This is a genomic window from Burkholderia sp. Bp9016 (assembly GCF_003857765.1).
In the GTDB taxonomy this organism is placed as follows: domain Bacteria; phylum Pseudomonadota; class Gammaproteobacteria; order Burkholderiales; family Burkholderiaceae; genus Burkholderia.
Window position 1 is genome coordinate 75,801 of record NZ_QTPY01000020.1, and the last position, 15,263, is coordinate 91,063.

General features: G+C 65.2%; 13 protein-coding genes and 3 pseudogenes. 6 read left to right on the forward strand and 10 right to left on the reverse strand.

All coding sequences use genetic code 11. The features are described 5' to 3' along the window. Window positions 1-56: 56 nt before the first annotated feature. Together DIE13_RS23485 and DIE13_RS23490 are read right to left on the reverse strand one after the other, a co-directional pair. A complete protein-coding gene (locus tag DIE13_RS23485) occupies window positions 57-488 on the reverse strand; it encodes a GFA family protein (protein WP_124829512.1) in 432 nt (143 codons plus the stop codon). Between the two features lie 89 nt (window positions 489-577). After that, window positions 578-1,771, reverse strand: coding sequence for a porin (locus DIE13_RS23490; protein WP_124829513.1), 1,194 nt, complete (start codon window positions 1,769-1,771; stop codon window positions 578-580). Window positions 1,772-2,089: 318 nt separating this feature from the next. Between DIE13_RS23490 and DIE13_RS23495 the strand changes: the two genes are divergently transcribed. From DIE13_RS23495 to DIE13_RS23510, 4 genes are all read left to right on the forward strand, one after another. Continuing rightward, the gene (locus tag DIE13_RS23495) at window positions 2,090-2,722 is read left to right on the forward strand and encodes a LysE family translocator (protein ID WP_124829514.1); all 633 of its coding nucleotides are present in this window, start codon (window positions 2,090-2,092) and stop codon (window positions 2,720-2,722) included. 42 nt (window positions 2,723-2,764) lie between these two features. After that, window positions 2,765-3,301 carry a GNAT family N-acetyltransferase gene (locus tag DIE13_RS23500; RefSeq protein ID WP_124829515.1) on the forward strand — a complete coding sequence of 179 codons (537 nt, stop codon included), beginning with the start codon at window positions 2,765-2,767 and terminating at the stop codon, window positions 3,299-3,301. Between the two features lie 106 nt (window positions 3,302-3,407). Next, window positions 3,408-4,142, forward strand: coding sequence for a metallophosphoesterase family protein (locus tag DIE13_RS23505; protein WP_124829516.1), 735 nt, complete (start codon window positions 3,408-3,410; stop codon window positions 4,140-4,142). A gap of 53 nt (window positions 4,143-4,195) precedes the next feature. Continuing rightward, the gene (locus tag DIE13_RS23510) at window positions 4,196-4,804 is read left to right on the forward strand and encodes an alpha/beta fold hydrolase (protein WP_124829517.1); all 609 of its coding nucleotides are present in this window, start codon (window positions 4,196-4,198) and stop codon (window positions 4,802-4,804) included. 48 nt (window positions 4,805-4,852) lie between these two features. Here the strand turns inward: DIE13_RS23510 and DIE13_RS33490 are convergent. Then, window positions 4,853-5,147, reverse strand: a pseudogene (locus DIE13_RS33490) (two-component sensor histidine kinase); the annotation flags it as partial. A gap of 8 nt (window positions 5,148-5,155) precedes the next feature. Further along, window positions 5,156-5,371 (reverse strand): annotated as a pseudogene (locus tag DIE13_RS23520) (response regulator); the annotation flags it as partial. A 104-nt stretch (window positions 5,372-5,475) separates the two neighbouring features. On the opposite strand from DIE13_RS23520, the pseudogene DIE13_RS23525 reads away from it, so the two are divergent. Beyond that, a pseudogene (locus tag DIE13_RS23525) lies at window positions 5,476-5,784 on the forward strand (thioredoxin); the annotation flags it as partial. Window positions 5,785-5,986: 202 nt separating this feature from the next. Here the strand turns inward: DIE13_RS23525 and DIE13_RS23530 are convergent. Beyond that, window positions 5,987-6,625, reverse strand: coding sequence for an FMN-binding negative transcriptional regulator (locus DIE13_RS23530; RefSeq protein ID WP_124829518.1), 639 nt, complete (start codon window positions 6,623-6,625; stop codon window positions 5,987-5,989). Window positions 6,626-6,752: 127 nt separating this feature from the next. Here DIE13_RS23530 and DIE13_RS23535 point away from each other — a divergent pair, with 127 nt between their 5' ends. Beyond that, window positions 6,753-8,264: a PLP-dependent aminotransferase family protein gene (locus DIE13_RS23535; protein ID WP_124829519.1), complete on the forward strand. Its 1,512-nt coding sequence runs from the start codon at window positions 6,753-6,755 to the stop codon at window positions 8,262-8,264. Between the two features lie 150 nt (window positions 8,265-8,414). On the opposite strand, the gene DIE13_RS23540 is transcribed toward DIE13_RS23535, so the two are convergent. From DIE13_RS23540 to DIE13_RS23560, 5 genes are all read right to left on the reverse strand, one after another. Next, window positions 8,415-9,338, reverse strand: coding sequence for a LysR family transcriptional regulator (locus tag DIE13_RS23540; RefSeq protein WP_124829557.1), 924 nt, complete (start codon window positions 9,336-9,338; stop codon window positions 8,415-8,417). An 851-nt stretch (window positions 9,339-10,189) separates the two neighbouring features. After that, a complete protein-coding gene (locus DIE13_RS23545) occupies window positions 10,190-11,770 on the reverse strand; it encodes a PQQ-binding-like beta-propeller repeat protein (protein ID WP_124829520.1) in 1,581 nt (526 codons plus the stop codon). Between the two features lie 73 nt (window positions 11,771-11,843). Beyond that, window positions 11,844-12,935 (reverse strand): porin, encoded by a 1,092-nt coding sequence (locus DIE13_RS23550; RefSeq protein ID WP_233410040.1) that lies wholly within the window; start codon window positions 12,933-12,935, stop codon window positions 11,844-11,846. Between the two features lie 8 nt (window positions 12,936-12,943). Continuing rightward, on the reverse strand, window positions 12,944-14,050 hold the full coding sequence (locus DIE13_RS23555; RefSeq protein WP_124829521.1) for a porin: 1,107 nt from the start codon (window positions 14,048-14,050) through the stop codon (window positions 12,944-12,946). 135 nt (window positions 14,051-14,185) lie between these two features. Next, a complete protein-coding gene (locus DIE13_RS23560; protein WP_261323541.1) occupies window positions 14,186-14,959 on the reverse strand; it encodes a response regulator transcription factor in 774 nt (257 codons plus the stop codon). Window positions 14,960-15,263 lie beyond the last annotated feature (304 nt).

The following is a 15,263-nucleotide window of genomic DNA, read 5'->3' on the forward strand; positions in this document are numbered from 1 at the left end:
CGGCCGCAAGCGAGCGATCGCGGCCGCACGCCGGTCGCGCGTGCAGCCGGTGCGGATCAGTGTGCGCTGTCGAGCGTCGGGCCGTCCCAGCCATCGAGATACTTGGGCAGTGCGTCGACGATGTCGATCACGCGCTGCCGGTAGAACAGGTGCATCGTCGGCTGCAATTCATCGGGCAGTTGCCCGCCATGCGCACGCGCGGCGAGGCTGTTCGGCACGACCCGCATGCCGAGCCGGTTCGTGCCGAACACGATCTCGCCGCACGCCGGGCACCACGTGCGCGACATCGACTTCGACGGATGCGGAAACGTCGCGTCGGCGCCCGTGACGGACACCTGCTCCAGCTGCCATGCGGTCGCGGACAGCATCGGCATGCCGTAGAAATCGCGGCATGTCGCGCAGTGGCAATTCGCACGCGCCGCCGGCTCGCCGTGCAGCGTGACGGTGACGGCGCCGCACAGGCAGCTAGCGGAACGGGTTCGGGTCATGTCGCCTCCAGAAAGGGAGGCGACAGTATAGAGGCGTGCCGCGCGACCTGTGCCACGCCTCCCGGGCGGGCCGCCGGTCGCGCTCGGCGTCAGAACTTCTGGCGCAGGCCGAGGCTCACGATCGCCTGCGACCGCGAATCGGACGAGTGGCCGTTCGCCTTGTCGGACACCGACGCGGTCGCGGCCACCGGCTGGCCGAGCGCGTCGAGCGTCGTGCCGGACGCGTGCTGGTACGCGCCGAGCAGGTACACGCTGGTGCGCTTCGACAGGTCGTAGACCGCGCCGAGCGTGACGTTGTGATACTGCGCGCGGTCGTCGATGCCGTCGACGCTGCTGCCGCGCGTGTAGCTGTAGCCGGCGAACAGCTGCGTCTGCGGCCGCACGTTCCAGCGCGTGAACACGCCCGCGACGTTGAAGGTCGCATGGCCGCTGAACAGCGACTGCGCGCCGCTGCGGTACTGCACGTTGCTGTAGTTCACGCCGACGACGGCCGGGCCGAGGTCGACCGTCGCGCCGGTCGCGATGACCTGCTGCGACTGCGCGCTCGCATAGCCTTCGTTGATCGACGAGTTGAACAGCCCGTCGTCGGTGCTCTGCCATTTGCCGGACGTCGGGTCGGTCGCACCCGTCTTGCTGTTGTCCGAGTGCTCGTAGCCGACGCCCACGCGCAGCGGCCCCGCCGCGTACGCCGCGCCGACGCTCCACGTGTTGCGCTGCTTCATGCTGCCCGGCTGGCTGCCGAAGCCGTACAGCGCGCCGAACGTGAAGCCCGCGTAGTTCGCGCTCGTGTACTTGATCGAGCTGTCGACGCGCGCCGTCTGGTCGAGATCGTCGATGTCGCCCGGATGCGCGCCGAAGCCGCCGATGAACGACGACGGGCCGACCGGGCTCACGAAGTCGTCGAGCGACGTGTACTGGCGGCCGAGCGTGATCGTGCCGTAGCGGTCGCTGCCGACGCCGACGAACGCCTGGCGGCCGAACTGGCGGCCGCCCTGGCCCGACGTGCCGTTGGTGATGTCGAAGCCGTTCTCCAGCACGAACAGCGCGCGCATCCCGCCGCCGAGATCCTCGGAACCCTTGATGCCCCAGCGGCTGCCGGACAGGTTGCCGGTGGTCAGGCCGACATCCGAATGCCCGGTGTAGGCGCCCGGCGAGCCGACCCGTTCGTTGCTGCGGTAAGTCACGCCCGCGTCGACGATGCCGTACAGCGTGACGGAGCTTTGTGCGGAGGCGATGCCCGCGAGCGAGAGCAGCAGCGGTGCTGCGATCAGTTGCTTGTTCATGGTTTTTAGCGTCTCCGGGCGCTCGGCCCGTTGTTCTGTGCGAGTAGCGCGTGCGGCCGGCGAAATCCGCCGGCAATGCGAGGCCGGCCGCGCACGCACGCGGGGCCGCGCCCGTGCGACACGCGCGCGATGCCGCAGCGGCCCTCTGCCCGCCGCGGCGCCGCCATGGTATTTGGAACCGGTTCCTCTTGAAAGAGCAATAATGAAAACAGCTTCTTGCCAATATCGAGATAATTGGCCGCGCGACGGTCATGCCTGTACAGCACTGCCCGCCGCGCCCGATAATCGGGCGCGCACCTGCCACCAGGAGCCTCCGTCATGCATGAAACGACCTTGCTGATCTTCGCCGCCGTCGCGTTCGTCGGAATCGCGACGCCCGGCCCGACCGTGCTGCTCGCACTGACCAACGGCTCGCGCTACGGCGTGCGCCGCGCGGCCTACGGCTTCGCCGGCGCGATGCTGTCCGACTTCGTGCTGATCGTCGCGGTCGCGCTCGGCCTCGGCGCGCTGCTGATGGCGTCGGCGTTCTGGTTCTCGGTGGTGAAGTGGCTCGGTGCCGCCTATCTCGCATACGTCGGAATCCGGCTGCTCACGTCGAAGGGCGCGCTCGACGTCGCCGTCGCGCACGGCGGCGCGGCGCCCGAACGCAACGCGTCGATCTTCGCGAAGAGCTTCCTCACCGCGGTGACGAATCCGAAGGGCTATCTGTTCTTCTCCGCATTCCTGCCGCAGTTCCTCGATCCGTCGGCAGCGCTCGCGCCGCAATACGTCGCGCTCGCGCTCACGTTCGCACTGCTCGACGGCGCGGTGATGTTCGGCTACGCGCTGCTCGGCGCACGCGCGGTGCGTCTGCTGAAGCGCTCGGGCGCGCTGTGGCTCGAACGCACGTGCGGCGCGATGCTGCTCGCGCTGGCCGGCTCGCTCGCGCTGTATCGGCGTCATGCTGCGTAGGCGCGCCGCCATGCACGCCGCCTCGTTCACCGCGGGTACGCGATGAGAATCGAAGCGTCACCCCGCGCCGGTTTCGCCGGCCTGTCGCTTCGCCAGCTCGACCGCACCGACCTCGACGCGTGGTATGCGTACCTGTCGAACCCCGACGTCGTGCGCCACACGAGCTGGAACCTGCATGCGCGCGACGATCTGCTGCCGCTGTTCGACGGCATCGAATCCGCTCATCCGGATTCGATCCGCCGTCTCGCGATCGTCGACGATGCATCGGGCGCGCTCGCGGGGACGATCGGGCTGCATACAGTGTCCACCGCGAACCGCACGGCCGAGATCGCGTACGACGTCGCGCCGTCGCACTGGGGGCGCGGCATCGCGAGCGCGCTGTGCGCGAGCGTCACTGCGTGGGCACTCGCGGAAGGCGGCTTCATGCGCATCCAGGGCGTCGTGCTGACCCGCAACGCCCGCTCCGCGCGCGTGCTGCAGAAGTGCGGCTACCGGTGCGAAGGGGTGCTGCGCGCATACCGGATGGTGCGCGGCGTGCCGGGCGACTTCGCGATGTACGCGCGCCTCGCGACCGATTGACCGACTGGCGCGTGATGCGCGACATGCGTGCGCGCGCCGTCGACGCGATTGGACGATCCGCGCCGAATTGGCGACAATCGCCGCTCCCCCCATCGACTTTCCCGCCATGAGAATCGCCGCACTGTCCGACATCCACGGCAACCTCGCCGCGCTCGACGCGGTGCTCGCCGACGTGCGCCGCCGCGGCGCCGACCTGATCGTCAATCTCGGCGACATCGTGTCGGGCCCGCTCCACCCGGCCGAAACCGCCGATCGCCTGATCGCACTCGACCTGCCGACCATCAAGGGCAATCACGAACGACAACTGCTGACCGGCGAGCGCGAATCGATGCGGCTGTCCGACCGCTGGGCGCACGACACGCTGCGCGACGATCATCGCAAATGGATCGCCGCGCTGCCCGAACGCCTGACGCTCGGCGACGACGTGCTGCTGGTGCACGGCACACCCGCCAGCGACCTGATCTATTTCCTCGAAACGGTCACGCCCGACGGCTGCCGCGCGGCGACGCCCGATGAAATCGCGCAGCGCGCGGGCGACGAATCCGCGTCGCTGATCCTGTGCGGCCACACGCATGTGCCGCGCATGGCGAAGCTCGACGACGGCCGGCTGATCGTCAACCCGGGCAGCGTCGGGCTGCAGGCGTACACCGACGATCAACCGCATCCGCACCGGATCGAAACCGGCTCGCCGCATGCGCGCTATGCGATGGTGTCGCGCACGCCGTCCGGCTGGCATGCCGAATTCCATGCGGTCGAATACGACTGGCACACGGCCGCCGCCACCGCGGCAGCACGCGGCCGCGACGACTGGACCGTCGCGCTGCGCACCGGCCGGTGCTGACGCATCGCCGCTCGCCCGCCATCCCGCCTCGCTCACTGGAAAACCGATCCGCCATGCCCGCTCCATCGCAACTGCTTTTTCTGCCCGGTGCATCGGGCAGCACCGCCTTCTGGCAACCGCTCGCGAGCCGGCTCGCGCATCCGGCCGAGCGGCGGATCGTCGCGTATCCGGGCTTCGGCGACACGCCGCGCGATCCGGCCATCGACGACTTCGACGGTCTCGTGCGTCACGTGCTGGCCGCGATCGACCGGCCGACCGCCGTGATCGCGCAATCGATGGGCGGCGTGATCGCGATGCGCGCGGCGCTGGAGCGCACCGCACACGTCACGCACCTCGTGCTGACTGTCACGTCCGGCGGCCTCGACATGCAGGGACTCGGCGCACAGGACTGGCGCACCGGTTTTGCGGAAGCGAACCCGCAGCTTCCCGACTGGTTCATGACGTTCCGGGCCGACCTGTCGGACGACATCGGCCGCATCGCGCAGCCGACACTGCTGCTGTGGGGCGACGACGATCCGATCAGCCCGGTCGCGGCCGGCAAGCGCCTGCTCGACCGGCTGCCCGACGCGCAGCTACACGTCGTGCCGGGCGGCCGGCACGATCTCGCGGCCGTCCATGCAGACACGCTCGCGCCGCTGGTCGATGCGCATTTGCAGCGATGAGCGTGAGTGCGTTGCCGCGGGCGTGAATTCGACGCCCGCAACAACGCGTCATGCCGCGTTCACGAGCGTCAACCGCGCTTCCAGTCCGCCGCCGTCCGGCCGGTTGCTCAGCGTGAGCGAGCCCCCCATCGCGTGCGCGCACCGCGATGACCGTGCCGCCGCCCGGCGCCGCCTGCACGGCGATCTCCGCCGCACCCGCGAACTTCAGCGCGTTGCCGACGAGGTTGCCGACGATTCGGCGCAGCGACTTCGGCCGCGTCGTCAGCGCGAGCGGGCCGCCGCTGTGCAGCGCGACGTCCTGCCCCGCATCCGTGTAGTCGCACACGATGCTGTCGAGCAGCGCGACCGAGCTCGCGCTCGATGTAGCCCATCATCAGGTTGGTGGTCGCCTGGTCGAGCTCGGTCACGGTGAATCAGGGCGGGCGCGCCGTCGTCCAGCACGTTGCGCAGGTCGCGACCGTTCGCGGCGAGCGACACGCGCATGCCGTTCTTCTCCAGGTAGTCCGCGATCAGTTCGCGAATCGCGCGATCGTCGTCGACGATCAGTACGTGGTCGATCTTGCCCATGAGTCCGTGTCGTGATGTGGCGGCGGGCGATGTCCGCTTTTATACCGCAGCGCCGGCACGCATTTGTATCCCGATGTATCGCGCCGTCGTGGCGACACACAACGTTGCACATGCGCGGTTCGCCGGATACATGCGATCCGAAGAACATCGCCGATGCGATCAAGCGCTTCGGCATCCGGTATCCGGTCGCGCAGGACAATCGCTACGACACGTGGCGTGCGTACGGGAACCAGTACTGGCCTGCGCTGTACCGGATCGATGCGAGCGGGAAGGTCGTCTATATGCGCTATGGCGAAGGCGCGTACGACAAGACGGAGCCTGCGATTCGGGGGGCGCTGGCGCAGGCTGGGGAAGGTGGAAAACGCCCGAAACAGGTGACAAGAGCGGCCGGGGGAAAAGCGATTGGAAAATAGCAATTACGTGCCCCTCGGATTCATAATCCGTGACGTATGAATTCCCTCAAGATAGTTGCGGACTCAACCTTTCCGTTTCAAGGAACCCAATCGACTTCGAGATGCACTATCGCGTCACGCGGCTACGATCAAGGTTTTCCGAGAGGGCCGATTCGCGATGTTGTGGTCCAGGCGAGGAACCCCTCACCTCGCGATCGCAAGATTATTCATTCTTGCGGTCCGCCTCCGCCAGCATCGCTTCGCCGATCGCCGCGTTGCCGTCGGCGATCAACGCCTCGCCCGCCCCGCGAATATCCGCCGCCGACTTGTTCTGCCCGAGCTTGCGCTTGCCGACCAGCCGCGTGATCTCGATCTGCAGCCCGACGATCGCCTGCAGCATCGTGTCGAGATAATCCTGCGGCGCATCGCCCATCTTCCACGGCACCGGCTGCGACGCCTCGTGCGTGCGCGTCAGCCGCGCGACCACGCCGCGCACGAACTTCTCGTCGTCGCGCACCGTGATGCGTCCGTGCGCATGCACGACCACGTAGTTCCACGTCGGTACCTGCCGATGCGCGACGTGCTTGCTCGGATACCAGGTCGGCGAGATGTACGCGTCGCCCGCGCGGAAGATCACCAGCACCTCGTCGCCGTTCGCGACGTCCTGCCAGACCGGGTTCTCGCGGGACACGTGCGCATGCAACTCGCCGAGACCGCCGTCGCCCGGCAGCAGCTCGAACGGGAGGTGATGCGCGTCGAGCCCGCTCTTCCCGTGCGTGACCAGGCTGCCGAACGGATGCTGGACGATCAGCTCGCGCAGCACGTCGGGACGGGATTCGGCGAAATCGGCGGGGACATACATGGCGGCTCCACGGTCGGACAGGGGTTGGAAGAAACGGGCCAGCGGGTGACGCGTCATGCCCTGATTGTGATCGCTAACTGGTTTATGCTGTAGAGCCGGTTTAGAACAATTTCAGAAGACCAGAATCATGGCAAGAACCGCCCGGATCGTCGAAATCCCGTCGCTCGGCGCGCTCGACCGCGCGGCCGGCGACCTGAGCCGCCAGCTCGCGCAGGCGTTGCGCGACGCCGTGCGCCGCGGCGACGTGCGGCCCGGGGACACGCTGCCGTCCACGCGGCTGCTCGCGGCGTCGTTACAGGTCGCGCGCGGCACCGTCGTCGACGCGTATGCGCAGCTCGTCGCCGAAGGTTTCCTGGAATCGCGCGGCGGCGCCGGCACGCGGGTCGCGAACGCGCTGGCCGAACCGCTACCGGCCGATCAGCCGCCCGCCGCCCGCAAACTTGCCGAACGCGCCGCCCACGCCGGCCTGCCCGAACCGGCCGCGACGTTCGCGCGGATCGCCCGCGAATTCCGTCCGCTGCCGGCCGTGCCATTTGCGATCTCGGTGCCCATCGGGCTCACCGCGCCCGACGACATCTGGCGCCGGCTCGGCAACCGCCTGCGCGCCCGCGGCGCCGGTGCGCCGTCCGGTTATGCCGACCCGCAAGGCGCGCTGCCGCTGCGCGAAGCGATCGCCGACTACGTGCGCCGCTCGCGCTCGGTACGCTGCAGCGCCGATCAGGTCGTGATCACGAGCGGCACGCAGCAGGGCCTGCACCTCGCGAGCCAGATCCTGCTCGGCGCGGGCGATCGCGCGTGGGTCGAGAATCCCGCCTATCGCGGCATCACCGCGCTGCTCGAGAGCACCGGGCGGCGCGACACGATGGTTCGGGTGCCGGTCGACACCGACGGCATCGACGTCGAAGCCGGCATCCGGCTCGCGCCGAACGCGCGCGCCGCCTTCGTCACGCCGTCGCACCAGTATCCGCTCGGGATGCCGATGAGCATGGCGCGGCGCAACGCGCTGCTCGGCTGGGCGCGCACGCATGGCGCGTGGGTGGTCGAGGACGACTACGACAGCGAGTTGCGCTACGAAGGCTATCCGTTCCCGTCGCTGCAGGGGCTCGATCCCGAGCGCGTGGTGTATCTCGGCACGTTCAGCAAGATCCTGTTTCCGTCGCTGCGCCTCGGTTACGTGATCGCGCCCGACGATCTCGTGCCCGCACTCTGCGGCGCACGCGTGCTGATGGATCGCCATGCGCCGACCGCCGATCAGCACGTGCTCGCCGCGTTCATCGCCGAAGGGCATCTCGACCGCCATATTCGTCGCGTGCGCGGCGTCTATGCGGAACAGCGCGCGCTGCTGATCGACACGCTCGGCGCGCGGCTGCCGCGCGAACGCGCGTGGGTGCAGCCGGGCGACCAGGGGATGCACGTCGTGCTGTGGCTCGCCGAAGGGATCGACGATCTCGACGTGGTCGCGCGCGCCGCGCAAGCAGGCGTCGCGGTGCGCGCCGTGTCGCCGATGTTCGCGCCGGGCACCGCGCGGCCGGGTCTCGTGCTCGGCTTCGGCGGGTTCGATCGCGAGCGCATGGAGGCGGCCGCGCAGCGGCTCGCGGACGTGGTTTCGTCGGCGCAATCGCGGCCGCGCAAGCCGTAAAAGGTTGTAGGCGCATGTGTGTCGCTTGCCAGGATCGCGCCTCTTCCATCCGCGCTCCTGCCGCCTTGAACCGCTTAGTGCGGCCTCTCCGGGACGCGTGATTCCATGGATCAAAGCGCCCGTAACGTCAGCGCGCGCGCAGCAAGATGTTCAGCCCACGGGCGGCGCCCATGGTGCAGTCGTGAACTGCTCGGCGAGATAGTCGAGCAGCACCGCGACGCGCGCGGTACGCAGCATGCCGGGTGGCGTCACAAGGTTCACGCTGATGTCGGCGATCTTCCAGTCGTGCATCACTTCCTCGAGTTCGCCATGCCGCAGCGCATCGACAACCAGGAATTCGGGCTGCAGCGCGAGGCCGTACCCGGCGACCAGTGCGGGCAGGATCACGTCGGCGTTGTTGGCGCGGATGCGTCCGTTCACCGACACCGAAAATTTGTCACCCGACGTGGCGTGCCGAAACCGCCAGCAACCAGGCGTCGGCAGATTCGTGTAGGTGAGGCATACATGTCGATCGAGATCGCGCGGGTGAGCCGGACGTCCGTACCGGTCCAGGTAGGCAGGCGAAGCGACGAGCGGCCGGCGGACTGCGCAGAGCCTGCGGAAGCGCAGCGTCGAATCGTTCAGTTCGGCAATCCGGATCGCGACGTCGAAGCCGCCCGGAACGACGTCGATCAGATGGTCACTCAGCATGAGATCGACGTCGACGTTCGGGTAGCGCTCAAGAAACGCCGGAAGCACCGGCGCGAGATACCGGAGACTAAACGACATCGGCGCATTCACGCGCACGAGGCCGTGCGGCTCCAGCGCCTGAGCGGATGCCTCGTTCTCGATGAGTTCGGCATCCGCGAGCAGCCGGATCGCACGGTCGCGCAGCAAATCGCCCGTCGGGGTCAGCGACAGTCTGCGCGACGTCCGGTACAGCAGCATGGTGCCGAGCCGGTTCTCGAGGCGTGCGATGGCCTTCGACACGGTCGACTGCGACGTGCCGATCAGCTCGGCGGCTTTTGCAAACGAGCCGGTTTCCGCGACGCGCGCGAAGATGGCCCAGGCGTCGAGATCAGGAAGGTGTTGCATCATGGGAATGGAATCGATGGTTATGTGCCTGCGCGCCGGCCGGCACGATTCAAACGCGGTCGTTGACCGCACTTGCGGCGCCGGCTGGTCATGCTGATTGACGCGCAGGCGATCGCGCTCATCGAGTCGTTTTTCGAATACTCGTCACGTGATTAAATGCTTGCGAGCGCAACCTGTTTCACGATCGATCTCGTTCTTTCAAACGGGCACGTCACTACGCCAGACCGTTCGATCTCGATCAACGGCGTGTGGGGAAATCGTCGGCAATTAGCGCGCTCAACGCGACCGCGACCGCGACCGCGACCAATAGCCGACGCTTACTTCACTGGCACGTCCGCGAGCGTCGCCTGCGGATGCAGATCGATGAATATCGTCTTGACATTATTCGGAGTACATACTTCATGTTTCAGATTGCTCACGAAGAATGCAGCCCTTTGGATAAAAAAACGGGAGACCGGCCTCGATCGTGCGAACGATGGAAGTCCGGTGCGCATTGCGCTGGCATCACGGTAGCCGCGCCGACACATTTGACACGTATTCGTGTCGAAATAACACCAAAGAAACGGAATCGAACCGATTCGAATTAGCGCTTGCAGTTCATGTCCGACGGATTCTCTCTTGTTCGTGCAAACGCTCGCCGCGTTTCCAGGGGACCGACGGGGCTGTTCTTGTCACCGGTCGGCTATCCACGAACCGTGAATCATGCACCCGCGTCTCCCGTCGCTTCTCGCTGGTTTTATGCGAGCGACGCGCCGTCCTCGGCTCGCCACCCGCACTGACGATGTCACGTTCGTATCTGGGCGCAGATATCGACTCGCGCGGGTGGACTCGCGACACCTGGCAAAGGCGGCTTACTGTTTCGCTACCGAAAACGCGTAAAGCTTGTGGTTATCGCCGGCATACGGCAGCCCGAGAATCTTGGTGTGGTAACCAGATCCCCAGTAGACCGTACCGTCAACGATCGCGGCACCGGACACGACGGCGCCACCGCTCTCGAAGCTCCACTTGATTTCGCCGGTCAACGCGTCGAGTGCATACATATTGGCGCCACTGCCTGCCAGCGAACCCGCATACACCACGCCGTTAGCCTCGGACATCGCAACTGTGTCCATCATCTGCTGCGGATCGGCGGTGCGCCAGAGCACCTTGCCAGTTGCCGCGTCAACCGCGGCCCAGATGCCGCCCTTGGTCGTCTTCATCCCCGCAGGTGAATTGACTTCGACGGACTCGTGATTCAGGTTGCCGATCGACACGTAGATGCGTTTGCCGTCAGCAGCCGTTCCCCATAGCATGCCGCCGAGCAGGCTGCCGGGGCCGACCTGGGTGTGCCAGACGACCTTGCCTGTCTTCGGATCGAGCGCCCAGTAGACTCCACTCTTCTGACCGGCACCGAGCAATGTGCGCTTGTGCCCGCCGATGGTCGTCGTGTAGAGGTTCGGCCCCGAGCCGAAATCGTAGTCCGGGCCGTCGTCGTGATCGTAGTTCGTCGACATGTCGGCGGCCAGCGTACGGGTGGCCCATGCGATCTTGCCTGTCTTCAGGTTCAATGCAACGAAACTGTCGATATGATTGCCCGGTACGGCTGCCTTGCACTTCTCTTGCCCCGGATACCGGCAAACCCCTTCCGGAACGGTAAAGTTGTTGCCCGTGGTCACGTACAGCAAGCCGGTTTCACGATCGACGACCGGCGTGTTGCCCCAGACCGAACCGCCGGTGTAGCCCTCCGGAACCATGTACGTCTTCCACAACAGCTTGCCGCTCGTCGCGTCGAGCGCCACGACGCTGCCGCGATACTGGGGTGTCTCCTTCAACGCCTCGGCGCGAGACGATACGCCGACGTAAACGATCCCGTTGTCGATAACCGGCGAACTCGTAATGATTGCGGTCTTGTCCGTGTCGACCTGCGTGCGCCACAGCGGCGCGCCGTCTTCGGCCTTGATGCCCAGCATGTAGGCGCCAGTCGGATTGTTGGCGATCTGCGTGCCCTGTCCGATCACCAGCGTGCCTCTCCAGTACGCAGGGCTGGTACGCGACGCATCGTTGGGAATCTCGCTGTAGTCACTGACCTTTTTGTGCCACTTGACCTGTCCGGTCGCGGCATCGACGGCCCATAGCGAGCCACCGAAGTCAGGCACATAGACGACACCGGCGACGACCGTCGGCGTTGCGGACACGTTACCGTCCGTATCGATCGACCAGCGAGGCGCCAGTTTGGCCACGTTGTTCAGGCCAATCGCGCGTTCGCCCGCGGCGCTGCGGGTATTGTGCAGATTCTGTCCGCCCATCGGCCAGTCTCCCGCGCTTTGGGCGGCAGCGGGAGCCGCAGCGACGAGGCTGCTCACGAGAGCGACGGCCGTCGCGATAGCCGGAGTGCGCCAGGATAGCGGCGAAGCGCGCCGATCTGCGTCTTGCCTGTTGAACACTCGTTTCATTTTCAGTTCTCCATAAAACAGCGATAGAAAATCCCGGCCTTGCCACTGCGCTCACTTTGGCTAGTCCGCGCATTCAAAAACGATCGATCATGCCGATCTGTACACCGCGCACCAGAGAGCCGGGCCACGATGGCGGAAGCCCGGTTACGTTGACGCCACGCAGTGTGAAGGTCGCGTTGTTACGATTACGCAACCAGCCCGCACCCGCGTAGAACTGCAACGTCTTTGATAGCCTGTAATCGCACATCGCACTGAGCTGGTCCGCGTTGTTGTCCGTTCCGGAACGGTCGCGCACGTACGCATAGCCGAGCGAAGCATCGAGATTTGGTGCGAACGCGTAGCGCAGCGATACCGCAAAACCGTCGTTGTGATAAACCGGCGCATTGCCGCCCGACGCATTGAACCAGTCCGCAAACAAAGTGGCTTTGTCGATGCGATACGACGCGCCGGCGAGATTCGCCCGCAACGCACCGCTGCCGTGCGTTTGCTGATGCCCGTAAGCGAGCCGTACCGGCCCGTACTGGTACGACACTGTTTCGAAGTTGCCCGCGAGCCCGTTGCCGTCGTTGTCGCTCGCCGCACGCAGCGACATCATCACCGTTGCGTCGAAGCCCGCGATTTTCGGTGACAGGTAGGTGATCGCATTACTCGCGTAGGGGGTGATCTTGGAGAAGTTGTTCAGCCCGGACGCAATGGTTCCCGCGCCGAATGCATCGATCCCGCCTTTGAAGGGGATATAGATCGGCGAATATTGCCGTCCGACGCGCATTTCCCCCCAAGGGCCGCCCGCACCGATCCAGGCCTGGCGGTTGAACAGCGTGGCCGCCGTATCGAGCGTGCCGTTGGTCGCGCCAAATCCGTTCTCGAGCACGAACAGAATGTTCGCCCCGCCGCCAATCGGCTCGCTGCCGCGCAAGCCGATCCGCGAACCGCGATACGCACCCGAGTCCATCCGCGCCACCCATCCCGCCCCAGGGTTCGTGATCTCGATACTCGTATCGATGACACCGTACAAGGTCACAGATGCCTGCGCCCACGCGAGAGACGGAGCAACGAGCAAGGCGCCCAGCGCACCGCACGCCCGCGCCCGTTGTCGAAAAAACGGACGAGCGCCGCTGCGCCGCTGCCGGAACCGCTTGACGCCGATCATCGATGCCGTCTTCATCTATCGTTTCAGAACGTGTGCATCACGCCGACATACGTCGTGACCTGCGATTCGCCGTCGAGCGGATTGGTGGTCGGCGTCGTACCCATCGGAGTCGCGAATACCGAGAAATCCGAGTGAATCCCGTTACGCACATAACCCACCGTGCCGTAAAGGAAGGTGCGCTTGCTCAGGTTGTAGGTCGTGCCAAGCGCGTACAGCGTCGCATGGCCGGCAGGATCGTGCGTCGCATCGCCGTTGCCGCTGCGCACGCGGACGTAATAGCCCGCGCCCGTTACCGACCAGCGGGAATTCGCCTGCCACGTCGCACCGAGCCAGAAATGATCCGCGTTGTCCGCGAGGCCGGCCGGTGTGTCCGGCGCCGAATAGTGCGTCCAGGCCGTCTGAATCGTGAACTTCTGGATCCGCACGTTTCCGCCGACGAAATATTCACGGGCACTCGTGAAGACATTGGTGAACTTGCCGGTCGAATCGCGCAGTTCGTCGTACATGCCGCGTATGTCGAAATACGGCGAGCGGTACGTCAGAACCACGCCGTCCGAGCGTCCGAACTCGGACGATGCACCGTTGTTGAAGCCGCTCGCCTGATTACCGAACGCGTATTGCGCCTGCACATCGAAGCCGTGAAAAACTGGGCTGTGGTATTCCACGTTATTGCTGGTCTGCTGCCAGTTGCGCCCGCGCACGAGGGATGCCGACGACACTGCCTGCTGCACGAACGGGTCGAACGCCCGCACGCCATCGCTATCGATGAACAGGTTGTGCCCGGCCTGGAGTTGCCCCCACGTATCGTCTTTCAGTCCGACGGAGGCGCGCCTCGAAAAGAGCCGTCCGCCTCCCGTCGTACCGTTCATCGTTTGCAGCGCAGTTTCGAGATTGAATACCGCGGACAATCCACCGCCCAGATCATCGTTGCCCCGCAGTCCCAGCATGCTCGTGCCCCAGTCGCCCCCCTCTGCGCTGAAGCGTGTGCCGGTTCGACCCGGTGCCGTCGTGACGTGGTTCAGGTACTCGAGCCCCGCGTCGACGCGGCCATACAACGTCACGCTCGTTTGCGCCCACGCGGCCGGCATGAGCCTCCCAAACAACACGGCAACTGAGATTCTCTTTCTCATCGTTCTCTCCGATGAAAGCCGCCCCGGCATTCATCCAATATTTATATCGCTACCTTCGACGACGGATCATCTTTCAATTTATTTTCTACTACTAATAATTATCGGCATGCTTCCACTGAAAAATCCGATCTGAAATCAACTGCCTGGCACCGGTTGAAACGGCAGACCGAACCGGTTTGCCATGCGGGCAAGTTGTACGCTATTGTCCGCGCCGAACTTCTGGCGGAGCGTCGACTGATGGTTGGCCACAGTCTTCCGGCTGATACCGAGTTTCTCGGCGATGGCGAGCAATGTATACCCCTGGATGAGCAATCCCATCACCTCGAACTCGCGCGCCGAGAGCGCGCTGTCAACTTGTCCTTCCCGAAACGCATCACTCGCGTGCAGCGCCTGTGCGACGTCGGAACTCAGGAATCGATGGCCGTGCGCCACTGCCCGAACCGCATTGACAAGCACGTCGGATGCACTGGCCTTGGTCACGTAACCGAGTGCCCCCGCGGCGAGCGCACGGCGCACAAAAATCGATTCCTCACGGACACTGAATATCAGGATATGCGCCGCACGCTCGCGCGCGAGCATGCGGCGGATGGCTTCGATGCCACTCGGGCCCTGCAGCGACACATCGATCACGACCACATCGGGCCGCAGCGAGCAGAACGCGTGATAGGCCTCTGCCGCAGTCCTGGCTTCACCGCATACGCAAAGGTCCGATTCGAACGCGATCAGTCTCTTATAGCCTTCACGCACAACCGCATGGTCGTCAACGAGCAAAATGGAGATGCGCGGGGGCACGTGGCGGGCCTCATGTATCGAAATGTCCGACGTGCGATCGTTGCGTCGACACATCACTGAACGCTGCAATCTTGCCCCGTTTTTTCCCGGTCGGAAATGCATATTATGGAAATGCATCTATTCCATATTCCTTTCTTATATATTTCATTTTCAGTGAAAATAGGGGGAAACGTAATATGTCGCCTCCGATCCTACCTCCGGTCCCTGATAGCCGAAACCGTTGAAATCGGCGCCCGCAGGCGCATCGGCTCGGCGACGACCTGGAACGTCGCGGCCTGGTGCACGACACGCTCCGACGACATACCGTTCGTCAGCAGCGGCGCCAGCAACATGCGACTCATGAATCAACCTTCATCGAAAGCAGTTCGAATCGTTCGAGTGCCGACACGAACGACAACATCGTCGTACGATCTGGTGACCT

Coding starts and splice junctions, on each gene's coding strand:
- DIE13_RS23540 (WP_124829557.1), bottom strand. CDS start 9,338: ATGCAACACCTTCCTGATCTCGACGCCTGGGCCATCTTCGCGCGCGTC.
- DIE13_RS23535 (WP_124829519.1), top strand. CDS start 6,753: ATGGCAAGAACCGCCCGGATCGTCGAAATCCCGTCGCTCGGCGCGCTC.
- DIE13_RS23500 (WP_124829515.1), top strand. CDS start 2,765: ATGAGAATCGAAGCGTCACCCCGCGCCGGTTTCGCCGGCCTGTCGCTT.
- DIE13_RS23530 (WP_124829518.1), bottom strand. CDS start 6,625: ATGTATGTCCCCGCCGATTTCGCCGAATCCCGTCCCGACGTGCTGCGC.
- DIE13_RS23555 (WP_124829521.1), bottom strand. CDS start 14,050: ATGAGAAAGAGAATCTCAGTTGCCGTGTTGTTTGGGAGGCTCATGCCG.
- DIE13_RS23545 (WP_124829520.1), bottom strand. CDS start 11,770: ATGAAACGAGTGTTCAACAGGCAAGACGCAGATCGGCGCGCTTCGCCG.
- DIE13_RS23510 (WP_124829517.1), top strand. CDS start 4,196: ATGCCCGCTCCATCGCAACTGCTTTTTCTGCCCGGTGCATCGGGCAGC.
- DIE13_RS23485 (WP_124829512.1), bottom strand. CDS start 488: ATGACCCGAACCCGTTCCGCTAGCTGCCTGTGCGGCGCCGTCACCGTC.
- DIE13_RS23550 (WP_233410040.1), bottom strand. CDS start 12,935: ATGAAGACGGCATCGATGATCGGCGTCAAGCGGTTCCGGCAGCGGCGC.
- DIE13_RS23560 (WP_261323541.1), bottom strand. CDS start 14,959: ATGCATTTCCATAATATGCATTTCCGACCGGGAAAAAACGGGGCAAGA.
- DIE13_RS23505 (WP_124829516.1), top strand. CDS start 3,408: ATGAGAATCGCCGCACTGTCCGACATCCACGGCAACCTCGCCGCGCTC.
- DIE13_RS23495 (WP_124829514.1), top strand. CDS start 2,090: ATGCATGAAACGACCTTGCTGATCTTCGCCGCCGTCGCGTTCGTCGGA.
- DIE13_RS23490 (WP_124829513.1), bottom strand. CDS start 1,771: ATGAACAAGCAACTGATCGCAGCACCGCTGCTGCTCTCGCTCGCGGGC.